Origin of the sequence: Pseudomonas citronellolis (genome assembly GCF_001586155.1) — a bacterium.
Classification (GTDB): Bacteria; Pseudomonadota; Gammaproteobacteria; order Pseudomonadales; family Pseudomonadaceae; genus Pseudomonas; species Pseudomonas citronellolis.
This window is the reverse complement of the sequence record NZ_CP014158.1, coordinates 4,608,257-4,621,269: the sequence shown is the minus strand read 5'-3', so window position 1 is coordinate 4,621,269 and position 13,013 is coordinate 4,608,257. Positions and strand designations below refer to the sequence as shown.

The 13,013-nt window shown below is 63.9% G+C and carries 26 protein-coding genes; 16 read left to right on the top strand and 10 right to left on the bottom strand.

Annotated features, from left to right (window positions below; all coding sequences use genetic code 11):
- Nucleotides 1-100 precede the first annotated feature (100 nt).
- The 6 genes from PcP3B5_RS20045 to PcP3B5_RS20020 all read right to left on the bottom strand — a co-directional run bounded on the left by PcP3B5_RS20045 (nt 101) and on the right by PcP3B5_RS20020 (nt 1,756).
- On the bottom strand, nt 101-307 hold the full coding sequence (locus PcP3B5_RS20045; protein WP_061562251.1) for a hypothetical protein: 207 nt from the start codon (nt 305-307) through the stop codon (nt 101-103).
- Nucleotides 308-344: 37 nt separating this feature from the next.
- On the bottom strand, nt 345-527 hold the full coding sequence (locus tag PcP3B5_RS20040; RefSeq protein WP_081884633.1) for a hypothetical protein: 183 nt from the start codon (nt 525-527) through the stop codon (nt 345-347).
- A 169-nt stretch (nt 528-696) separates the two neighbouring features.
- Nucleotides 697-903, bottom strand: coding sequence for a hypothetical protein (locus PcP3B5_RS20035; RefSeq protein WP_061562250.1), 207 nt, complete (start codon nt 901-903; stop codon nt 697-699).
- A 43-nt stretch (nt 904-946) separates the two neighbouring features.
- Nucleotides 947-1,192, bottom strand: a complete 246-nt coding sequence (locus PcP3B5_RS20030) for a hypothetical protein (protein ID WP_145923925.1) — start codon at nt 1,190-1,192, stop codon at nt 947-949.
- 84 nt (nt 1,193-1,276) lie between these two features.
- Complete coding sequence (locus PcP3B5_RS20025; RefSeq protein WP_061562248.1) at nt 1,277-1,540, bottom strand: hypothetical protein; 264 nt, start codon at nt 1,538-1,540, stop codon at nt 1,277-1,279.
- 3 nt (nt 1,541-1,543) lie between these two features.
- A complete protein-coding gene (locus PcP3B5_RS20020; RefSeq protein WP_058145433.1) occupies nt 1,544-1,756 on the bottom strand; it encodes a hypothetical protein in 213 nt (70 codons plus the stop codon).
- 568 nt (nt 1,757-2,324) lie between these two features.
- Between PcP3B5_RS20020 and PcP3B5_RS20015 the strand changes: the two genes are divergently transcribed.
- Nucleotides 2,325-2,582: a DUF1654 domain-containing protein gene (locus PcP3B5_RS20015; protein WP_061562247.1), complete on the top strand. Its 258-nt coding sequence runs from the start codon at nt 2,325-2,327 to the stop codon at nt 2,580-2,582.
- A 435-nt stretch (nt 2,583-3,017) separates the two neighbouring features.
- Here PcP3B5_RS20015 and PcP3B5_RS20010 read toward each other — a convergent pair whose 3' ends face one another.
- Genes PcP3B5_RS20010 through PcP3B5_RS19995 form a run of 4 tightly spaced genes read right to left on the bottom strand, consistent with a single transcriptional unit; the run spans nt 3,018 to nt 5,219 of the window.
- Nucleotides 3,018-3,773, bottom strand: a complete 756-nt coding sequence (locus PcP3B5_RS20010) for a DUF1828 domain-containing protein (protein ID WP_070065508.1) — start codon at nt 3,771-3,773, stop codon at nt 3,018-3,020.
- Nucleotides 3,763-4,218: a hypothetical protein gene (locus PcP3B5_RS20005; RefSeq protein ID WP_061562245.1), complete on the bottom strand. Its 456-nt coding sequence runs from the start codon at nt 4,216-4,218 to the stop codon at nt 3,763-3,765. The genes PcP3B5_RS20010 and PcP3B5_RS20005 overlap by 11 nt, the downstream gene beginning before the upstream one ends.
- Before the next feature lie 56 nt (nt 4,219-4,274).
- Nucleotides 4,275-4,505: a hypothetical protein gene (locus PcP3B5_RS20000; protein ID WP_374046628.1), complete on the bottom strand. Its 231-nt coding sequence runs from the start codon at nt 4,503-4,505 to the stop codon at nt 4,275-4,277.
- A 9-nt stretch (nt 4,506-4,514) separates the two neighbouring features.
- Entirely contained in the window at nt 4,515-5,219 is a 705-nt protein-coding gene (locus PcP3B5_RS19995; protein WP_061562243.1) for a S24 family peptidase, read from the bottom strand.
- 95 nt (nt 5,220-5,314) lie between these two features.
- Between PcP3B5_RS19995 and PcP3B5_RS30925 the strand changes: the two genes are divergently transcribed.
- The 15 genes from PcP3B5_RS30925 to PcP3B5_RS19925 all read left to right on the top strand — a co-directional run bounded on the left by PcP3B5_RS30925 (nt 5,315) and on the right by PcP3B5_RS19925 (nt 12,938).
- Nucleotides 5,315-5,536: a transcriptional regulator gene (locus PcP3B5_RS30925; RefSeq protein WP_074980421.1), complete on the top strand. Its 222-nt coding sequence runs from the start codon at nt 5,315-5,317 to the stop codon at nt 5,534-5,536.
- A gap of 12 nt (nt 5,537-5,548) precedes the next feature.
- The gene (locus PcP3B5_RS19990; protein WP_061562242.1) at nt 5,549-5,962 is read left to right on the top strand and encodes a hypothetical protein; all 414 of its coding nucleotides are present in this window, start codon (nt 5,549-5,551) and stop codon (nt 5,960-5,962) included.
- A 3-nt stretch (nt 5,963-5,965) separates the two neighbouring features.
- Entirely contained in the window at nt 5,966-6,328 is a 363-nt protein-coding gene (locus tag PcP3B5_RS19985; RefSeq protein ID WP_058490330.1) for a hypothetical protein, read from the top strand.
- A 267-nt stretch (nt 6,329-6,595) separates the two neighbouring features.
- Nucleotides 6,596-7,216: a hypothetical protein gene (locus tag PcP3B5_RS19980; RefSeq protein WP_061562241.1), complete on the top strand. Its 621-nt coding sequence runs from the start codon at nt 6,596-6,598 to the stop codon at nt 7,214-7,216.
- 61 nt (nt 7,217-7,277) lie between these two features.
- A complete protein-coding gene (locus PcP3B5_RS19975) occupies nt 7,278-8,018 on the top strand; it encodes a phage antirepressor KilAC domain-containing protein (RefSeq protein WP_082816369.1) in 741 nt (246 codons plus the stop codon).
- Nucleotides 8,015-8,764 carry a helix-turn-helix domain-containing protein gene (locus tag PcP3B5_RS19970; protein ID WP_237143053.1) on the top strand — a complete coding sequence of 250 codons (750 nt, stop codon included), beginning with the start codon at nt 8,015-8,017 and terminating at the stop codon, nt 8,762-8,764. Before PcP3B5_RS19975 ends, PcP3B5_RS19970 begins: the two co-directional genes overlap by 4 nt.
- Nucleotides 8,761-9,441: a replication protein P gene (locus tag PcP3B5_RS19965; RefSeq protein ID WP_061562239.1), complete on the top strand. Its 681-nt coding sequence runs from the start codon at nt 8,761-8,763 to the stop codon at nt 9,439-9,441. The genes PcP3B5_RS19970 and PcP3B5_RS19965 overlap by 4 nt, the downstream gene beginning before the upstream one ends.
- Nucleotides 9,434-9,667 carry a hypothetical protein gene (locus PcP3B5_RS19960; protein ID WP_237143052.1) on the top strand — a complete coding sequence of 78 codons (234 nt, stop codon included), beginning with the start codon at nt 9,434-9,436 and terminating at the stop codon, nt 9,665-9,667. The genes PcP3B5_RS19965 and PcP3B5_RS19960 overlap by 8 nt, the downstream gene beginning before the upstream one ends.
- Nucleotides 9,664-10,035, top strand: a complete 372-nt coding sequence (locus PcP3B5_RS19955; protein WP_061562238.1) for a Ref family recombination enhancement nuclease — start codon at nt 9,664-9,666, stop codon at nt 10,033-10,035. Before PcP3B5_RS19960 ends, PcP3B5_RS19955 begins: the two co-directional genes overlap by 4 nt.
- On the top strand, nt 10,032-10,463 hold the full coding sequence (locus tag PcP3B5_RS19950; protein WP_061562237.1) for a VRR-NUC domain-containing protein: 432 nt from the start codon (nt 10,032-10,034) through the stop codon (nt 10,461-10,463). Before PcP3B5_RS19955 ends, PcP3B5_RS19950 begins: the two co-directional genes overlap by 4 nt.
- A complete protein-coding gene (locus PcP3B5_RS19945; RefSeq protein WP_061562236.1) occupies nt 10,463-10,882 on the top strand; it encodes a hypothetical protein in 420 nt (139 codons plus the stop codon). Before PcP3B5_RS19950 ends, PcP3B5_RS19945 begins: the two co-directional genes overlap by 1 nt.
- Nucleotides 10,860-11,159 carry a hypothetical protein gene (locus tag PcP3B5_RS19940; RefSeq protein WP_061562235.1) on the top strand — a complete coding sequence of 100 codons (300 nt, stop codon included), beginning with the start codon at nt 10,860-10,862 and terminating at the stop codon, nt 11,157-11,159. The genes PcP3B5_RS19945 and PcP3B5_RS19940 overlap by 23 nt, the downstream gene beginning before the upstream one ends.
- 2 nt (nt 11,160-11,161) lie before the next feature.
- A complete protein-coding gene (locus tag PcP3B5_RS19935; RefSeq protein WP_061562234.1) occupies nt 11,162-11,551 on the top strand; it encodes an antiterminator Q family protein in 390 nt (129 codons plus the stop codon).
- A gap of 216 nt (nt 11,552-11,767) precedes the next feature.
- Nucleotides 11,768-12,139, top strand: a complete 372-nt coding sequence (locus tag PcP3B5_RS19930) for a hypothetical protein (protein WP_061562233.1) — start codon at nt 11,768-11,770, stop codon at nt 12,137-12,139.
- A gap of 10 nt (nt 12,140-12,149) precedes the next feature.
- The gene (locus PcP3B5_RS19925; protein WP_061562232.1) at nt 12,150-12,938 is read left to right on the top strand and encodes a hypothetical protein; all 789 of its coding nucleotides are present in this window, start codon (nt 12,150-12,152) and stop codon (nt 12,936-12,938) included.
- The last annotated feature ends 75 nt before the right edge of the window (nt 12,939-13,013 follow it).

Genomic DNA, 13,013 nt, shown 5'->3' with positions numbered 1-13,013 from the left:
GGTGCGCGCTTTCGGCTGCCGGCGATGCGTCGGCATGCGAAAGAGGGCGGAAAGAAGCCCGCATGAAGCGGGCTAAGAGGTGGCGTACTTGCCGGGGAGGTCAGTCTTCGTCGATCAGCACGAGGTTGCCGTGACGTTTGTAGCGCTCAAGTTCTTCGGGCTGGACCACGCTGTCGATCTCTCCGCTCATGGTTTCAAGGTCGCCCGCGTCGACTTCGTTCATCGCCATCAGGCCGGCTTCATCTTCGTTCTCGGCCTCAACCAAAACGGTTCCCATTGCAAGGACGGTGACTGCATAGATCGGCATGATCTCGCCTCCAGTGTGTGTATGCGCAAGGGCGCGGTTAGGCGGTGGCCTGCGCTTTAGGTGTGAACCGAGACGGCGACCAGTCGCAGGACTCATCGGCCGGGATATGGCCGAACATCAGCGTGCAGCGCCGGCAGTGCGTGCAGTCTGCGCAGGTCTTTCCTTCGGGCAGGCTCATGTCGTCGTCACCGCGTGGAAGCGGCTCGCGTTCGTTGCTCATCTCTTTCTCCTGACTGTGCGGAGCCATGGGGGAGCGGTCTGGCCGGTGCTGATCTCCGGTAGATCGGTCGTCGCTTACGCTGCCCAGCAGCAGCGGCTGATGGATCAACCAGGCCGCTCCCCTCATGACTCCAAGGTTCGATGCGCCCTGGCTGGGCCAGGGGATCGGGCTAGGCAAACGACCGTGCAATTGACCGGACGTGATCGAGGTCGGCGCATTGCTGCGTCTTGCCGTCGCTGTCGCGCTTGAGAATCCACAGATAGCGGCTGCCCCAGCAGCTCGACACCTTGTGAATCTCGGCAACCTTCACGCCATCCACCAGCACTGGTCGTTTCCCGTATTTCTGAGCGGCGCGGCCGATGGTGACCTTTTTCATGTCCTTTCCTCTGTGATGCCCCGGCGAACCGGGGCGGTGGCGGTTAGGCGCCGACTGCGCTGGTGTATGCGTTCATTTGGATCATTTGCTCGATAAACCCCCGAGCGTGCGCTTCCAGGCGGGATTCATCAGTTGCTTCGATCAGGAGCTTGTGGCTCTTCATGCCGGACCTGGTTTGCTTCCAGATCACGTAGAAGCTGCCTTCGACGCTGCTTTGCACGGTGATTGCAACGCCGTAGGCACTGGCGTTGACCTTCTTGGCTACTGCGTCGGCTATTTGCTGGCTCATCGTCTCGCCCTCCCGGGCTGTGTTCGTTGACTTCCTCGATGCCCCTCTTGCGAAGGGCATCTGAGAAATCTTGGCCGCATAGGATCAGGTGTTGGACCGGTGCGCGCGGGTTGCGTAACACCAAATCGGCCACAGCTGCATCGCTGCGGCGATATTCGCGTTTGTACCTTCCCAACTATCAAGCAGCGCCACTGCCTGCTCACGGATAGGCTTGGCTGATTCGAGCTCAAAGCGCTGCTCGCAATAACGCGCTGCAAACTCGCGGCTGATGTTGAAGATGGGGGAGGCCATGGTCAGCACCATGTCCTCGGCGATCTCTGCCGGGCTGCGCCCGTAGGTAGCGGCCATCTCTTATCCCTCAATGTCGAAGTGGCGGCGGGCGACCTGCTCCCCGATCTCATCGAGAAGGGCCTCGGCGCCAAAGTGGTTAACGATCTGCTCGATGTCGAAGTTCTCCAGCACAGAAGTGCCGTCCGCATCGAATGCTGAGATGCCCACCGTGGTTCGGCTGGCTGGATCGACGTCGATCTTGTAGGCCGTGAAGTTCAAAACGCTGATGTTCATGAGCCTGTCCTCTTGGCTGACTTCCCAGATGCCACCCTCTGGATGGCATCGAGGAAATCGGTGTTGCTCCGCGTTCGCCTACTGGGCTTCTACAACCCGCGGGTGGTGCTTCTGGCTGTCAGGGGAACCGCGTCGCCGGCATGCCGGGCGCTGCAGTCGTGTTGCGGCCGGGGTTACGAGGCCACCACCGGCAGGGCACGAACAATCAACGCAAGCGCTTCTGGCGCCTGTCCGCTGTGCCAGGTACAGAACCCCGGTCTGAGGGGCCCTGGCAGGGAGCGTTAGCGAAGCAACCCTTGGCGCGTCGCCTCCAGAAGGGCGTCGCAGCTTCGAGCAGGCCGGTGACCAGAGCCGGCGTGGTTGTTCCTGGTTGTTAAAGAGCGGTGCCCGGGTGGGCTGCCGGTGAACTGGCGTGGAATCAAGATAAGCCAATGCCTAATCTCATTGCAATAGGCAATGGCTAATTATTTTGCATAGCCTTATCCGCCGGTGATTAGGCGATGCCTTGCAGGCGTACAGGAATGTCGATACTGTATGTACATACAGTTGTTGCAAAAGGAGAGTTGTAATGGCGAAGCAAGCAAAGAGGCAGGAACCCCGCGCACCGAGCAGCTACGAGGTTCTGGGGAGAAGAATTCAGCGACTGATGGGCATGCCGGCCGCGCAGTTGGCGCGGTCGCTGACCATCAGGAAGGAGGAGGGCGAGAGCCAGGCTGACTGGGACCGGCTACTGGACGAGATGAGCCTGGCTGACGGGGTGGATATCGAGGAGGGGGAGGAGGGCGCTGTCACCATCCGGTGGCAGGTAGACGAGAGCGCCTGGTAGGAGGAAGAGACCGGAAACGAAAAGCCCCGCAGTGCGGGGCTTTTTCATGGGGCGATTGATATCAACCTGGTCCAGCTCGGCCCAGTATCAGCCAGATGACGGAGACAATCGCTGCCGAGGCGATAGCCCAGGCGCAGAGAAGAACCCAGAAGGTCGGTCGATGTGGTTGCCCCATGGCGTCCTCCTGTGCAGATGCCAGAAAAAGAAAGGCCGCCTCGATCAGGGACGGGCGGCCGGAAAGGTCTCAGCATGGAAACTTCAGCGTAGCAGGCGATGCCGTCATTGCCAGAAACGAAAAAGGCCGTACCCAATCGATACGGCCTTGTCCTGGTAGCTGCTGTCTTCCCAGCTCCAGGGCAGGGAAAATTTACCAAAACGGGTAGGGCGGTCAAGGGAGGGCGAAAAGCCCAGCGGGCGCGGGGCTTAGGGCCATGCTTAGTGATGACTTCGGCTGGCGCCGCGCTTCTCCAGGTCGGTGAACAGCATGGACTTCACCAGCGATGAGATGATGTCGCGCTCCATCAGGGCGCTCGCGTGGTCCTTACGGTCATCGATCACAACCATGATCTCCCGGCCCTTGGTATAGGGGCTGCTCAGGATGTCGCCGGCCTTGCGCATAACGCCGCCCGTCGCATTGGCGTTCGGGCTGATTGCGTCCACCAGCAGATTGCCCAACTGGAAGTCGAAAGTGTGCTCGCGCCGGGACAGGCCGCGAGCCTTGGGCCGCAGCGACAGTGTTTCGGTGGGGCGCCAGTGCCGCAGTAGCATCTCCACCTCATCGACCAGCACATGCCAGTCAGAAGGAGTCGCCAACGCCTCGCGCTCGTATTCGACGATGGACATCAAGCCAGCCAGGTAGCGGGCGATCAGATCGGAGGCCTGTTGGTTCGGTCCGCTGGCCAAGATCTCGCCCGCATCGCTCAGCGCCAGGCTATGCAGTTCCAGGCGATTGCGCAGCGAGGCCCAGCGGCGCTTGTCCGAAGAGGACAGACCGATGCTCATCAGGTGGGCGAGGGTGTCGCCATTGTCGCTGAGCACCAGAACGGTTCCGTGCTCCTTCACGTAGAAGGCAATCGGCTCTCCATCCGAGAAGGAAAACGGCGTGTCGACCTCTAGCACCGGCCCATGGGTGATGCCTTTCACGGGTCGGCACTCGAAGCCCAGATTATTGATCAGCCAGTTACATTCCATGATCGTCACCAAACGGGTATGGCAGTTCGGTCTCCAATGTCAGACAGATGCGGCTACAGAATAATTCCAGCCAGAGCTTGTAGTCTGTGCAGCAGAGGTCATTTTGTACAGGTCGCACATCGCCATCGTCGCCGTAGTGCTCGTGCGGGCCGTAGAGCCTTGGCGGCCCGTTGTGCGAACGCTTGTCCTGGGGGACGACTTCTAGTTGGTAGACGCGCCGCTGCTTCTGGTTGCTCAGGCGGAACATGGTGAAGGTGTACTTGCAGCGATCCGCAGCCACGCCCGTGCGCAGCACGATCTCGATGGTCACGCCGGGGATGGTTGCGCCATCCTCATCCTCCGGCCGGAAGGCGGCGACCTTGAACAGGGTGTTAGTATCCTTAGTGCCGAACGCCAAACGGCCAGAGAAGCGCTTGGGTCGCGCGATCAGTTGCTGATCATCCATGCATACGCCTCACTCCCCCCATTTGCCTATCGCTCCGGCCCTGGCCATGACACCTATCAGCCCTTACTCCGCGTTATCCGCCCCGCCTTGACCTCATCAGCATATGAGCCAAGACGGTCCTCGCCGTTGATGAGCACCCCAACGATACGGAGTACGGCCCAGGCGTCAGTCTCATTGCCTGCCTGGCTCAGTCGCTCGGCGATCTTCACCAGGTCGACGGATGCCCATTTGAGGTCCGCCGTTATGGACTTGAGGTCGTGCTTTAGCAACTGGGTGGGTTTGTTCATGCCCATTTCTTACAGATCCCCACCGCGCCAAACAATCTGCCCCATCAGCGACATAGGCTCGTCATCCTCGTCCAACCACTGGTCCGGGAATTCGCGCTTGTCGAGGTTGTCGCTGATCAGCCCCCACTGGTTCACGGCGCTCGCATGCGAAAGGCGCTTGATGATCACGCCGTCGGCGCCGTTGAGGGCGAAGATTGTGTTGTGGATCGGCTCTTTCTGGGCCTTGTTCAACAGCACCACGTCGCCATCGTTGATGGTGGGATGCATGCTCCACCCGTCGGCATAGAAGGCTTCTAGATATTTCACATTCAAGCCCCTGGCCATGATCCAGGATCGCTTGAACGCCAGATGCCCCTTCACTTCGACGTAGGGGTTCTCGTAGCCGCGGCCCATTGCGCCCCTGGCGCTCTTCAGCGGGACGTGGACGTATTCGTCATCGCCCTCATGCGGGCTTGGGCTGCTGGCTTTTTCCACTGACGCCACAGCCACCAGGTCGGCCTCCTTTGCCGTCAGCCCCCAATGGCTGGCTGGAACCGTGTCGGCAAAGAAGGAAATCAACTCGATGAGCTTCGATTTGTCGATTCGGCCGTATTTGACCCACGTCTGAATAGACGGAGGTTGCACCCCGAACTGCCCGGCAAGAGCCTTTTTCGAGATGTTTTTGGCGATACGGGCAGCCTCAATAGCTGCGCCTAATTCCGGTCCGGTAAGCATTGCCTAATTTAACTCTACCCATCAGGTGGTTAGGCAATGGCTTGCCTTTGATTAGCCAATGCCTTATTTTCTCCGCATTACACCGGAGACACGAAATGACCCCGCCCGAAGCCGTACTCAAAGCCGCAAAGATTCTGGGGAGCCAGGCCGAACTGGCTCGCCTTCTCAGTGTTCGAGCGCCAACGGTAAGCCAGTGGTGCTCGGGAGAGCGGCCGATCCCGGCACCTCGTGCCGTTGAGATCGAAAACCTCACCAAGGGTGAGGTATCCCGCCGGGATCTTTGCCCGAGCTTTCCCTGGTCGTCCTTCGCCGCATAGGAGCAGATCCCAATGAGACACCCGAACCCTCCGCCGCCGCCCGAACTCGCTGTCCTTCAGCACAAGGAGGCCCTGGCGCTCAATGCCATTGCCGACCTGAACGGGGCGCGGGAAAGGGCCGGCCTTCCGCGTGTTCACCTGGACGTGGTCGTCCAGGCCGCGGCCGCGAGCACTGACCGTCCGCCGGTTTGCGCGGGTATCGATGTGCAGGCCGCTGGCTGCGTTGCCCGGCTCCGCATGGAGGTGCCGAGCGTCCGCGAGGTGGTTCGTCTTCTCGGGGTGTTCAGTCGGGCCATCTGCCTGACCGAGGAAATCGCTCGCGACGGCCGGGACGGAGTCGTCCGCATTCAGGAGATGGCGCCCGTGGTGGACGCCATCAACACCTACCTGGCCGCGCTGCCGACGGCCACCTCTGTGGAACTCTAGAGCATGAAGCAAGAGATGAACCCCATCGACAAGGACCGCCTGGCCACGCTGGCCGAGGCTGATCGCATGTGCAAAGAGGCCCAGGCGCTCTGGGCGGAAGCGGAGCGTCTCCGCTCCCAGTTCCGCCTTCAACTGGTGATCACTCAGGCCGCTGGTGAGGATGATCGGTTCTCGCTGGACGTCCGCATCTACGGCGCAGTGCACGCCCTCTACGCCCCTCGGAGCGTAGAGGAGGTGTGCCAGAACGCCTTTTACCTCATGCAGGGTTTTCAACCACCACTTCCCCGTCGGCCTTTCGGAACACGTTTGGATGGAACAGAAAACGGACTCTATACGGCTGCCGATTCGTTGTTTCGAAGTCAATGAACTCAAGGCCGGAGAAGCTGATTTCGCAGCCTTTCGGCAGGGCCTCGATGCGGCGGAGTAGCTCTTCTCTGGTGATGGTTGGGATTCGATCAATAGACATGCCGGGCCTCCATGGCCGTTTCGTGTGGAAGCAAAACGATACCACGCTGCGCCCGGCGCCCTTTTCCAACAGAGGCTCACGCAACCACCAGTTCCAGCTGAGCCCCAACAAGACATACCGCTGACCTCCCTTTCTTGATGGGGGCAGCTTAGGACCAGGAGCGCAACGTGAACACGTCCAATCCCCGACACGAAATGACTCGCGACCAGGTCCTGGTGGCCTACGCCGCCGACCAGATCGCTCGCACCAGCCTCAGCCAGGACGATTTCGCCCAGGCGCTGAACCGGGCGCTGTACCAGAAGTGCCCGCGCAAGGCCGTGGCCGAGAAGGTGCCCGACTTCGAAGCAGACGAGCTGAAGGGCGACACCGGCGAGTACCTGAGGGCCGCTGGCCGGTGGCTGAAGCGCGTCCAGCGGCTGCTCGGCGGTGAGCAGGAACTGCCCGCCTGGATGGAAGAGGCCTGGGTGGCGGCGCTGGAGCCGGAGTGGCGGGAGCGCTGCATCAACGAACTCGCCGACCGCTACGGCCTGATCGGGGCCCGCGCCGCTGGCGTGGTTGGGTGCCCGGTGAGCGCGTTCGGCCAGTTGGTCGCCGGTATCGGCGAAGCGGTGGAGCGCTGCAGCGTGGTGCTGGCTGACGGCCGCATCGACGAGAACGACCTGCCGGACCTTCCCGCGGCGATCGACCGGCTGCTGCTGGTGGAGTCGAAGAGCTTCGAGATGCGCCGGCGCATGGAGAACGAACTGGCGATCCATGCCGGCGGCAAGCCGCTGGTGCTGGTCGGCTGAAAAAACAAACCCCGGCTGGAGTGGGGACTCGGCGCCGGGGTTCAGATCAACGGGAGTGAGTATGCACACGACGAATGGAACTGACAACGCTGCGCCACGTTTTCCGATTGCGCAAAACGTGGCGCGGATGGAAATGACCTCGCGCGAGATTGCGGAACTGGTCGGCGCCAGGCACGACAGCGTGAAGCGAACCATCGAACGCCTCGCCGAGCGCGGCGTGATCGCTTCTCCACCGCTGGTGGAAAAGCCCACCGCCGGCCGGCCCGTCGCCGAGCACGTATTCGCCGGCGACAGGGGAAAGCGCGACTCCATCGTGGTGGTGGCCCAGCTGTGCCCCGAGTTCACCGCCAGGCTGGTTGATCGCTGGCAGGAGCTCGAGGAGCGCGCTGCGGCGCCCGCCATCCCGCAGACCTACTCCGAGGCTCTGCGCCTGGCCGCCGACCTGGCCGAGCAGAACACCCAGCTGCGCATCGTGGTTGGCGAGCAGGCGCCCAAGGTGGAAGCCCTGGAGCGCCTCACGGATGCCTGCGGCACGCTCTGCCTGACCGACACCGCGAAGCATCTCAACATCCAGCGCAAGCGCCTGTTGGCCTGGATGCGCCAGAACCGGTGGATCTACCGCCGGGAAGGTTCAGCGCGCTGGCTGGCCTATCAGCCGCGCATGGCGGCTGGCCTGCTCGAGCATCGCGTCACAGTGCTGGGCGAGGACGACTTGGGTGACCAGCGCCTGGCCTCCCAGGTGCGCGTCACGCCGAAGGGACTGGCCAAGCTGGCCCAGAAGGTCGCGGAGGGTTCGCTGTGAGTGTTCAAGCCATGACCTGGGCTCTGGAGCAGCGCGTAGTCACCGACTCCTCTGCCCGCCATGTGTTGCTGTGCCTGGCCAACTACGCCGACAAGCACGGCCGGGGCGCCTTCCCCTCGGTGGCCAGCCTCGCGGATGACACCGGCCTGTCCGAGCGCACCGTGCAGGCCAAGCTGCGCCTACTGGAAGACTTGGGTGTGATTGTCGAGGGCAACCGGGCGATCGCCGCGGCGTACATCACCCGTCGGGACCGTGTTCCGACCTGCTACGACATCGTCATGGAACGGGGTGAAGCTGCTGCACCCCGTCAAAATGAACGGGGTGAAACCACTGCACCCCGTGAAGATGCCACGGGGTGCAATCCACAGCAGAACGGGGTGCAAATTACGACGGAACGGGGTGCAGCGGCTGCACCCAATCCGTCATTGAACCATCAGGTAACCGAAGAGCAGCTGCAACACGCGAGCGATCCGGTCGATGTTCGCCAGCGCTTCGCCATGACCGAGGACTGGGAGCCGGATCCTGACGACCTGGCAGCGCAGACTCGCCTGATGGGCATTCCGGTGTCGGCGATCACGCTGCCCGTCGTGAACAAGTTCAAGGCCCACTGGCTGGCCCTGCCGGATGCCGTGTTCACCCAGGCCAAGTGGGCGAACGAACTGGCGAAGTGGATCAAGCGGGAGCGCGTCGAGGGCTCGGGCGAGACCGAAGGCGCTGCCTGGGGCGCGAACGGGGTGCGCGTATGAGCCAGCCCAAGCGTGCTGACCTGATCGCTGCGAACCTCCGCGCCGCTCCGGCCCCGGCCCAGCCCGCCCCGGGCGCGAACGTGGTCCCCGTTGACGACTTCGCCCGCCAGGTGATGGACGACCTGTTCGACCGCATCCGCGGCATCTGCTCCGGCTGGCGCTCCGCCTGGTACACCCAGACGGTGATGGGCAAGGCCAAGGAGGAGTGGCTGGCCGAGTTCGCCCGGGCTGGCGTGAACAGCCAGGAGCTGGTCGACAACGGCGTGCGCGCCCTGCGCCAGAGCAAGCGCGAGTTCGTGCCGCCGCCGGCGCTGTTCGTGGACTGGTGCTTCGGTGCCGATCAGTTGGGCCTGCCGAGCCTGGAGGAGGCCTACCGCGAAGCGCTGGCGAAGACGCACCCCGCTGCCGCCGCAACCGCCACCTGGAGTCATGCCGCGGTGTACCACGCCGCCGCCCGCGCCGGCTTCAGCAACCTGCAGCAGCTCAGCCGCGACGACGGCATGAAGCTGCTGGAGAGCAAGTATTCCCAGATCCGCCGCGAGATCGCGAAGGGCAACAGCCTGCCGCCGGTCCCCGCCGCGGCCCTCCCGCAACCGGCGAAGGCTGCCGATCCTGAAGTGGGCAACGCAGCCCTGCAGGCCATCCGCGCCCGCCTGAAAGGAGCCAGCAATGCCTGACCTGACCCCCCTGAAGTGGCGCGCCAAGCGCAACCGCGATGGCCAGCAGATCCCGAACTGCTGGATCACCGACAGCGGCTACACCGTTTCCGAGTGCCGACTGCCGGAGAAGCGCTTCACCGTCACCCGCCCGGGCGATGCCGCCCCGTTCGCCTACCTGGGCAGTCGCGATGAGGTGGTGTCGGTCATCCGGGCCGACATGAAGGCCAGCGGGGTGCTGGCATGAAGGGCCGCAACCCCACCGCCGAGCAGAAGCGCTGGCACGACCTGCTCGTCGGCGTGGTCGGCTGCATCGCCTGCCGCGTCGAACACGGCGTGGTGAATGACTTCTGCAGCATCCACCACGTCGACGGCCGCATGAAGCCGCACGCGCACTGGTACGTGCTTCCGCTCTGTGGCCCGCATCATCAGCACGGCACCGGCCCGGAGAACTTCCCGGGCGTGGCCGTGCACCCGTACAAGGCCAGGTTCGAGGAGCGCTACGGGCGCCAGGCTGACCTGGTTGGGCAGTGCGCTCGCATCATCGCCGAGGCCGGCCACGACATCCCGGCCGGCTTCCTGGCCTGGCTGGATGGCGACGAGGTGATGGCATGAAGTCGCCCCGTCCTATCGCGCGGACTCCGCGCCCGCTGCGCCGGCCGAAGGTTGATTGGGAGGGCATGGAGCAGGCCACGCTGTTCGCCATCCTGGCGGTGAAGCACCCCGAGGCTGCGCGCTTGGCCTTCCACGTCCCCAACGGTGGCCACCGGCACATCAAGATCGCCGCCGAGATGAAGCGCCAGGGCGTGAAGGCCGGCGTTAGCGACATCGTGCTGCCCATGGCGCGCGGCGGGTGGTTCGGCCTGTTCGTCGAGTTCAAGGCGGCCCCGCCGAACGACGCCCGGGTGTCGCCCGAGCAGAGCGCCTTCCTGGTGCGCATGGAGCGGGAGGGCTACTACGCCACAGTCTGCCGCGGCGTCGACGACGCGCTGCGAGTCATCGAGCAGTACCTGGCCCAGCCCAGGACGGAGGTGGCGCGGTGATGGATATCTGGGAGGACGTCTGCCAGATCATCGGCAGTTCGTGGTCGGTGACGCCGGAGCATCGGCGGGAGGCGCTGGCGCGCTGCTCCGGTCCGGGTGTACCGGGCATCACCGTACTCGGTGCGCTGTCGCGTCGAGCTGACGAGGTGCTGGCCGCGGCGCCCAGCGCGGACATCGAGCGGCGCATCGAGGTGCTGGATCAGCAGATGGGGCTCGGCTACCAGCAGGAGCGGGTTGCCCTCGGCTATCGCGAGGGGCGGGTGGTCGGCAACCGCGTCGGACGGCCCCGCAAGGTCGCCGCCGCGCGCCGTTCTGTCGTTGATCGCTGCCGGCGGGAGATCGACGCCATGCGCATGGAGCGGAAGCGCCTGTCCGATGAGTTGAGGAGGAGGTCGCATGCGCAAGACGCACGGGCCTGACCTGCAGAAGGCCGTGCTGGCCATTCAGCGCTGCCGTGCGTGCCGCGGCCAGGGCTTCACGAAGGGGGTGTTTTTCGAGCTCGATTGCACGGCCTGCGACGGGACCGGATGGATTGGGGAGGACGGAATGCCGGTGGATCCGGTTGCGCTTATCCGGGCGCTGGGGCGGCGCGTTATCGAGGCCGAGCAGCGGCTGGTGAACCAGGCGAAGGTCTCGGCCTGGACAGAGGACAACAACCGCCGCGGGGCCGGCGGATCACATTTCACGGGGGATTGAAGATGGCGCGCACTCGCACCTACACGGACAAGGCGCTGGGCGATACCGAGTATCTGCTGGAGCAATGGGGTTGGTGGCGCATGGATGGCCGGGGCATTCCGGGCCATGTCTCGCAGATGGCCGTCATCATGAGCCGGGCCAACCCTATCGGGGCGGTGAAGGCCTATCGAATCACCGATGAGGCGGCAATGGCCATCGACGGCGCTCTGGCGAAGCTGGTGGTGCGCGACCAGCAGATGGGCGACTTCATCTGGCTCTACTACGGATCGAAATGGCCAGCGCTGCGAATCTCTCGCGAGTACAGGGTGGGCGAGGCGAAGGTCCGGGAACTGGTGAAGGCCGGGGCAGCCTGGATCGACTGCTGCCTGGAGCGGCTGCGGGAGGCAGCATAAAGCGCTTTACGCGCGGAATAGGGGGTGGTTTCATGCCAGCGTGAACTGCTGTGAACGCAGCAAGACGCTCAAATAAACCCGGCCATCGCGCCGGGTTTTTTGTTGCCCACGATTTCATGGTGCGCGCTCCTGCGCCTTGCCCGATCACGCTCGGGCCTTTCTATTCACGCAGTGCCAGGGCTGGCGAAGCCTGGGGACACCCGTATGAGGACAACCATGACCGAGCCTGCCTCGACAGCAGTTGGCGGCATCGCGCTCTACAAGCTCGGCGCCTTTGGCTTCTTCGCCTTCCTGGCCGCCATCCTGGTGATGGTGATGACGCTGCCGAAGACGCCGCGCGAGTTCGTGGTCGCCATGATCTGCACCGTGGTCTCCAGCGTCTGCGGCGGTGCCTTCCTGGTCCGCTGGCTCGACATCGGCAGCTGGGTGCAGGACGACATCGGCATGATCGCCCTGTGCGGCATCATCTTCGTCTGCGGCCTGCCGGCATGGGTGATCGTCCGGGCCTGGTTCGCCTGGAGCGAGTCGCGCAAGACCGCCAGCCTTCCCGACATGGTGAAGGAGTTCCGCGAAGGCACCGGCCTCTAAGGACAGCGCCATGCGGGGAAGCATCAGTGCTCAGGACCTGGACGATGCAGTCGCCTCCCTGGCTAGCCTTGGCGGCGATCTGCCCAACCGTGTGCTGGCCGATGCCCTCAATCACACCGCCAACCAGGCGAATCAGGCGCTGCGGTCGGAGATTGACGATGTGTTCGATCAGCCGACGCCCTTCACCCGTAATGCCATCCGCATCCTGAGCGCTACGCCGAACCGCCTGGAGGCTGCGCTGTGGGTGAAGGACGAGAAGGACCATGCATCGAAGGGGCAGGCGCCGGAAGACTGGGTGGCGCCCCAGGTATTCGGCGGTCCCCGGGTGGACAAGGCTTCGGAGCGCAACCTGCGAGCCAAGGGCATCTTGCCCAAGGGGATGTTCATTGTGCCCGCCGCAGGTGCTCGCCTGGACCAGTACGGCAACATGAGCCGCGGCCAGATGATCCAGATCCTGTCCGGCCTGGGCGCCCTGGAGTACCGCGAGGGCTCCAAGCACAACGCCACCGACAGCGCCAGGTCTCTGGCCAAGGGGCACCAGCAGGCCTACTTCGTGATGAAGCGGGGCAGGGTGCCAATCGGCATCGGTGAGCGGCGCGACAAGACGCTGGTGATGGTGCTGGCCTTCGTGCGCGCACCCCAGTACCGCGAGCGCTTCAAGTTCTTCGAGGTGGTGCGCCGCATCGCCGAGGACGACGCCAGGCTCGAGGCGAACATCGAGGAGGCCATCGCCAAGGCTGCACAGGGGCGGACGCCGACCGAATGGAGGCGCCGGCCCCAGTCGGGCCCGCGGTCTTAAATCGGGGCCTGTGGCGTGCCACAAAAGCACGGGGAGGGCTCTGGGCTGGCACCCCTGGCGAGCCACAAAATTCCG

Coding starts and splice junctions, on each gene's coding strand:
- PcP3B5_RS19925 (WP_061562232.1), top strand. CDS start 12,150: ATGCGGGGAAGCATCAGTGCTCAGGACCTGGACGATGCAGTCGCCTCC.
- PcP3B5_RS19985 (WP_058490330.1), top strand. CDS start 5,966: ATGAAGCAAGAGATGAACCCCATCGACAAGGACCGCCTGGCCACGCTG.
- PcP3B5_RS20035 (WP_061562250.1), bottom strand. CDS start 903: ATGAAAAAGGTCACCATCGGCCGCGCCGCTCAGAAATACGGGAAACGA.
- PcP3B5_RS20010 (WP_070065508.1), bottom strand. CDS start 3,773: ATGGAATGTAACTGGCTGATCAATAATCTGGGCTTCGAGTGCCGACCC.
- PcP3B5_RS20025 (WP_061562248.1), bottom strand. CDS start 1,540: ATGGCCGCTACCTACGGGCGCAGCCCGGCAGAGATCGCCGAGGACATG.
- PcP3B5_RS19945 (WP_061562236.1), top strand. CDS start 10,463: ATGGATATCTGGGAGGACGTCTGCCAGATCATCGGCAGTTCGTGGTCG.
- PcP3B5_RS20005 (WP_061562245.1), bottom strand. CDS start 4,218: ATGGATGATCAGCAACTGATCGCGCGACCCAAGCGCTTCTCTGGCCGT.
- PcP3B5_RS20045 (WP_061562251.1), bottom strand. CDS start 307: ATGCCGATCTATGCAGTCACCGTCCTTGCAATGGGAACCGTTTTGGTT.
- PcP3B5_RS19935 (WP_061562234.1), top strand. CDS start 11,162: ATGGCGCGCACTCGCACCTACACGGACAAGGCGCTGGGCGATACCGAG.
- PcP3B5_RS19955 (WP_061562238.1), top strand. CDS start 9,664: ATGAAGGGCCGCAACCCCACCGCCGAGCAGAAGCGCTGGCACGACCTG.
- PcP3B5_RS20015 (WP_061562247.1), top strand. CDS start 2,325: ATGGCGAAGCAAGCAAAGAGGCAGGAACCCCGCGCACCGAGCAGCTAC.
- PcP3B5_RS20040 (WP_081884633.1), bottom strand. CDS start 527: ATGAGCAACGAACGCGAGCCGCTTCCACGCGGTGACGACGACATGAGC.
- PcP3B5_RS19990 (WP_061562242.1), top strand. CDS start 5,549: ATGAGACACCCGAACCCTCCGCCGCCGCCCGAACTCGCTGTCCTTCAG.
- PcP3B5_RS19930 (WP_061562233.1), top strand. CDS start 11,768: ATGACCGAGCCTGCCTCGACAGCAGTTGGCGGCATCGCGCTCTACAAG.
- PcP3B5_RS20000 (WP_374046628.1), bottom strand. CDS start 4,505: ATGAACAAACCCACCCAGTTGCTAAAGCACGACCTCAAGTCCATAACG.
- PcP3B5_RS19975 (WP_082816369.1), top strand. CDS start 7,278: ATGCACACGACGAATGGAACTGACAACGCTGCGCCACGTTTTCCGATT.
- PcP3B5_RS19995 (WP_061562243.1), bottom strand. CDS start 5,219: ATGCTTACCGGACCGGAATTAGGCGCAGCTATTGAGGCTGCCCGTATC.
- PcP3B5_RS20030 (WP_145923925.1), bottom strand. CDS start 1,192: ATGAGCCAGCAAATAGCCGACGCAGTAGCCAAGAAGGTCAACGCCAGT.
- PcP3B5_RS19940 (WP_061562235.1), top strand. CDS start 10,860: ATGCGCAAGACGCACGGGCCTGACCTGCAGAAGGCCGTGCTGGCCATT.
- PcP3B5_RS19960 (WP_237143052.1), top strand. CDS start 9,434: ATGCCTGACCTGACCCCCCTGAAGTGGCGCGCCAAGCGCAACCGCGAT.
- PcP3B5_RS20020 (WP_058145433.1), bottom strand. CDS start 1,756: ATGAACATCAGCGTTTTGAACTTCACGGCCTACAAGATCGACGTCGAT.
- PcP3B5_RS19950 (WP_061562237.1), top strand. CDS start 10,032: ATGAAGTCGCCCCGTCCTATCGCGCGGACTCCGCGCCCGCTGCGCCGG.
- PcP3B5_RS30925 (WP_074980421.1), top strand. CDS start 5,315: ATGACCCCGCCCGAAGCCGTACTCAAAGCCGCAAAGATTCTGGGGAGC.
- PcP3B5_RS19965 (WP_061562239.1), top strand. CDS start 8,761: ATGAGCCAGCCCAAGCGTGCTGACCTGATCGCTGCGAACCTCCGCGCC.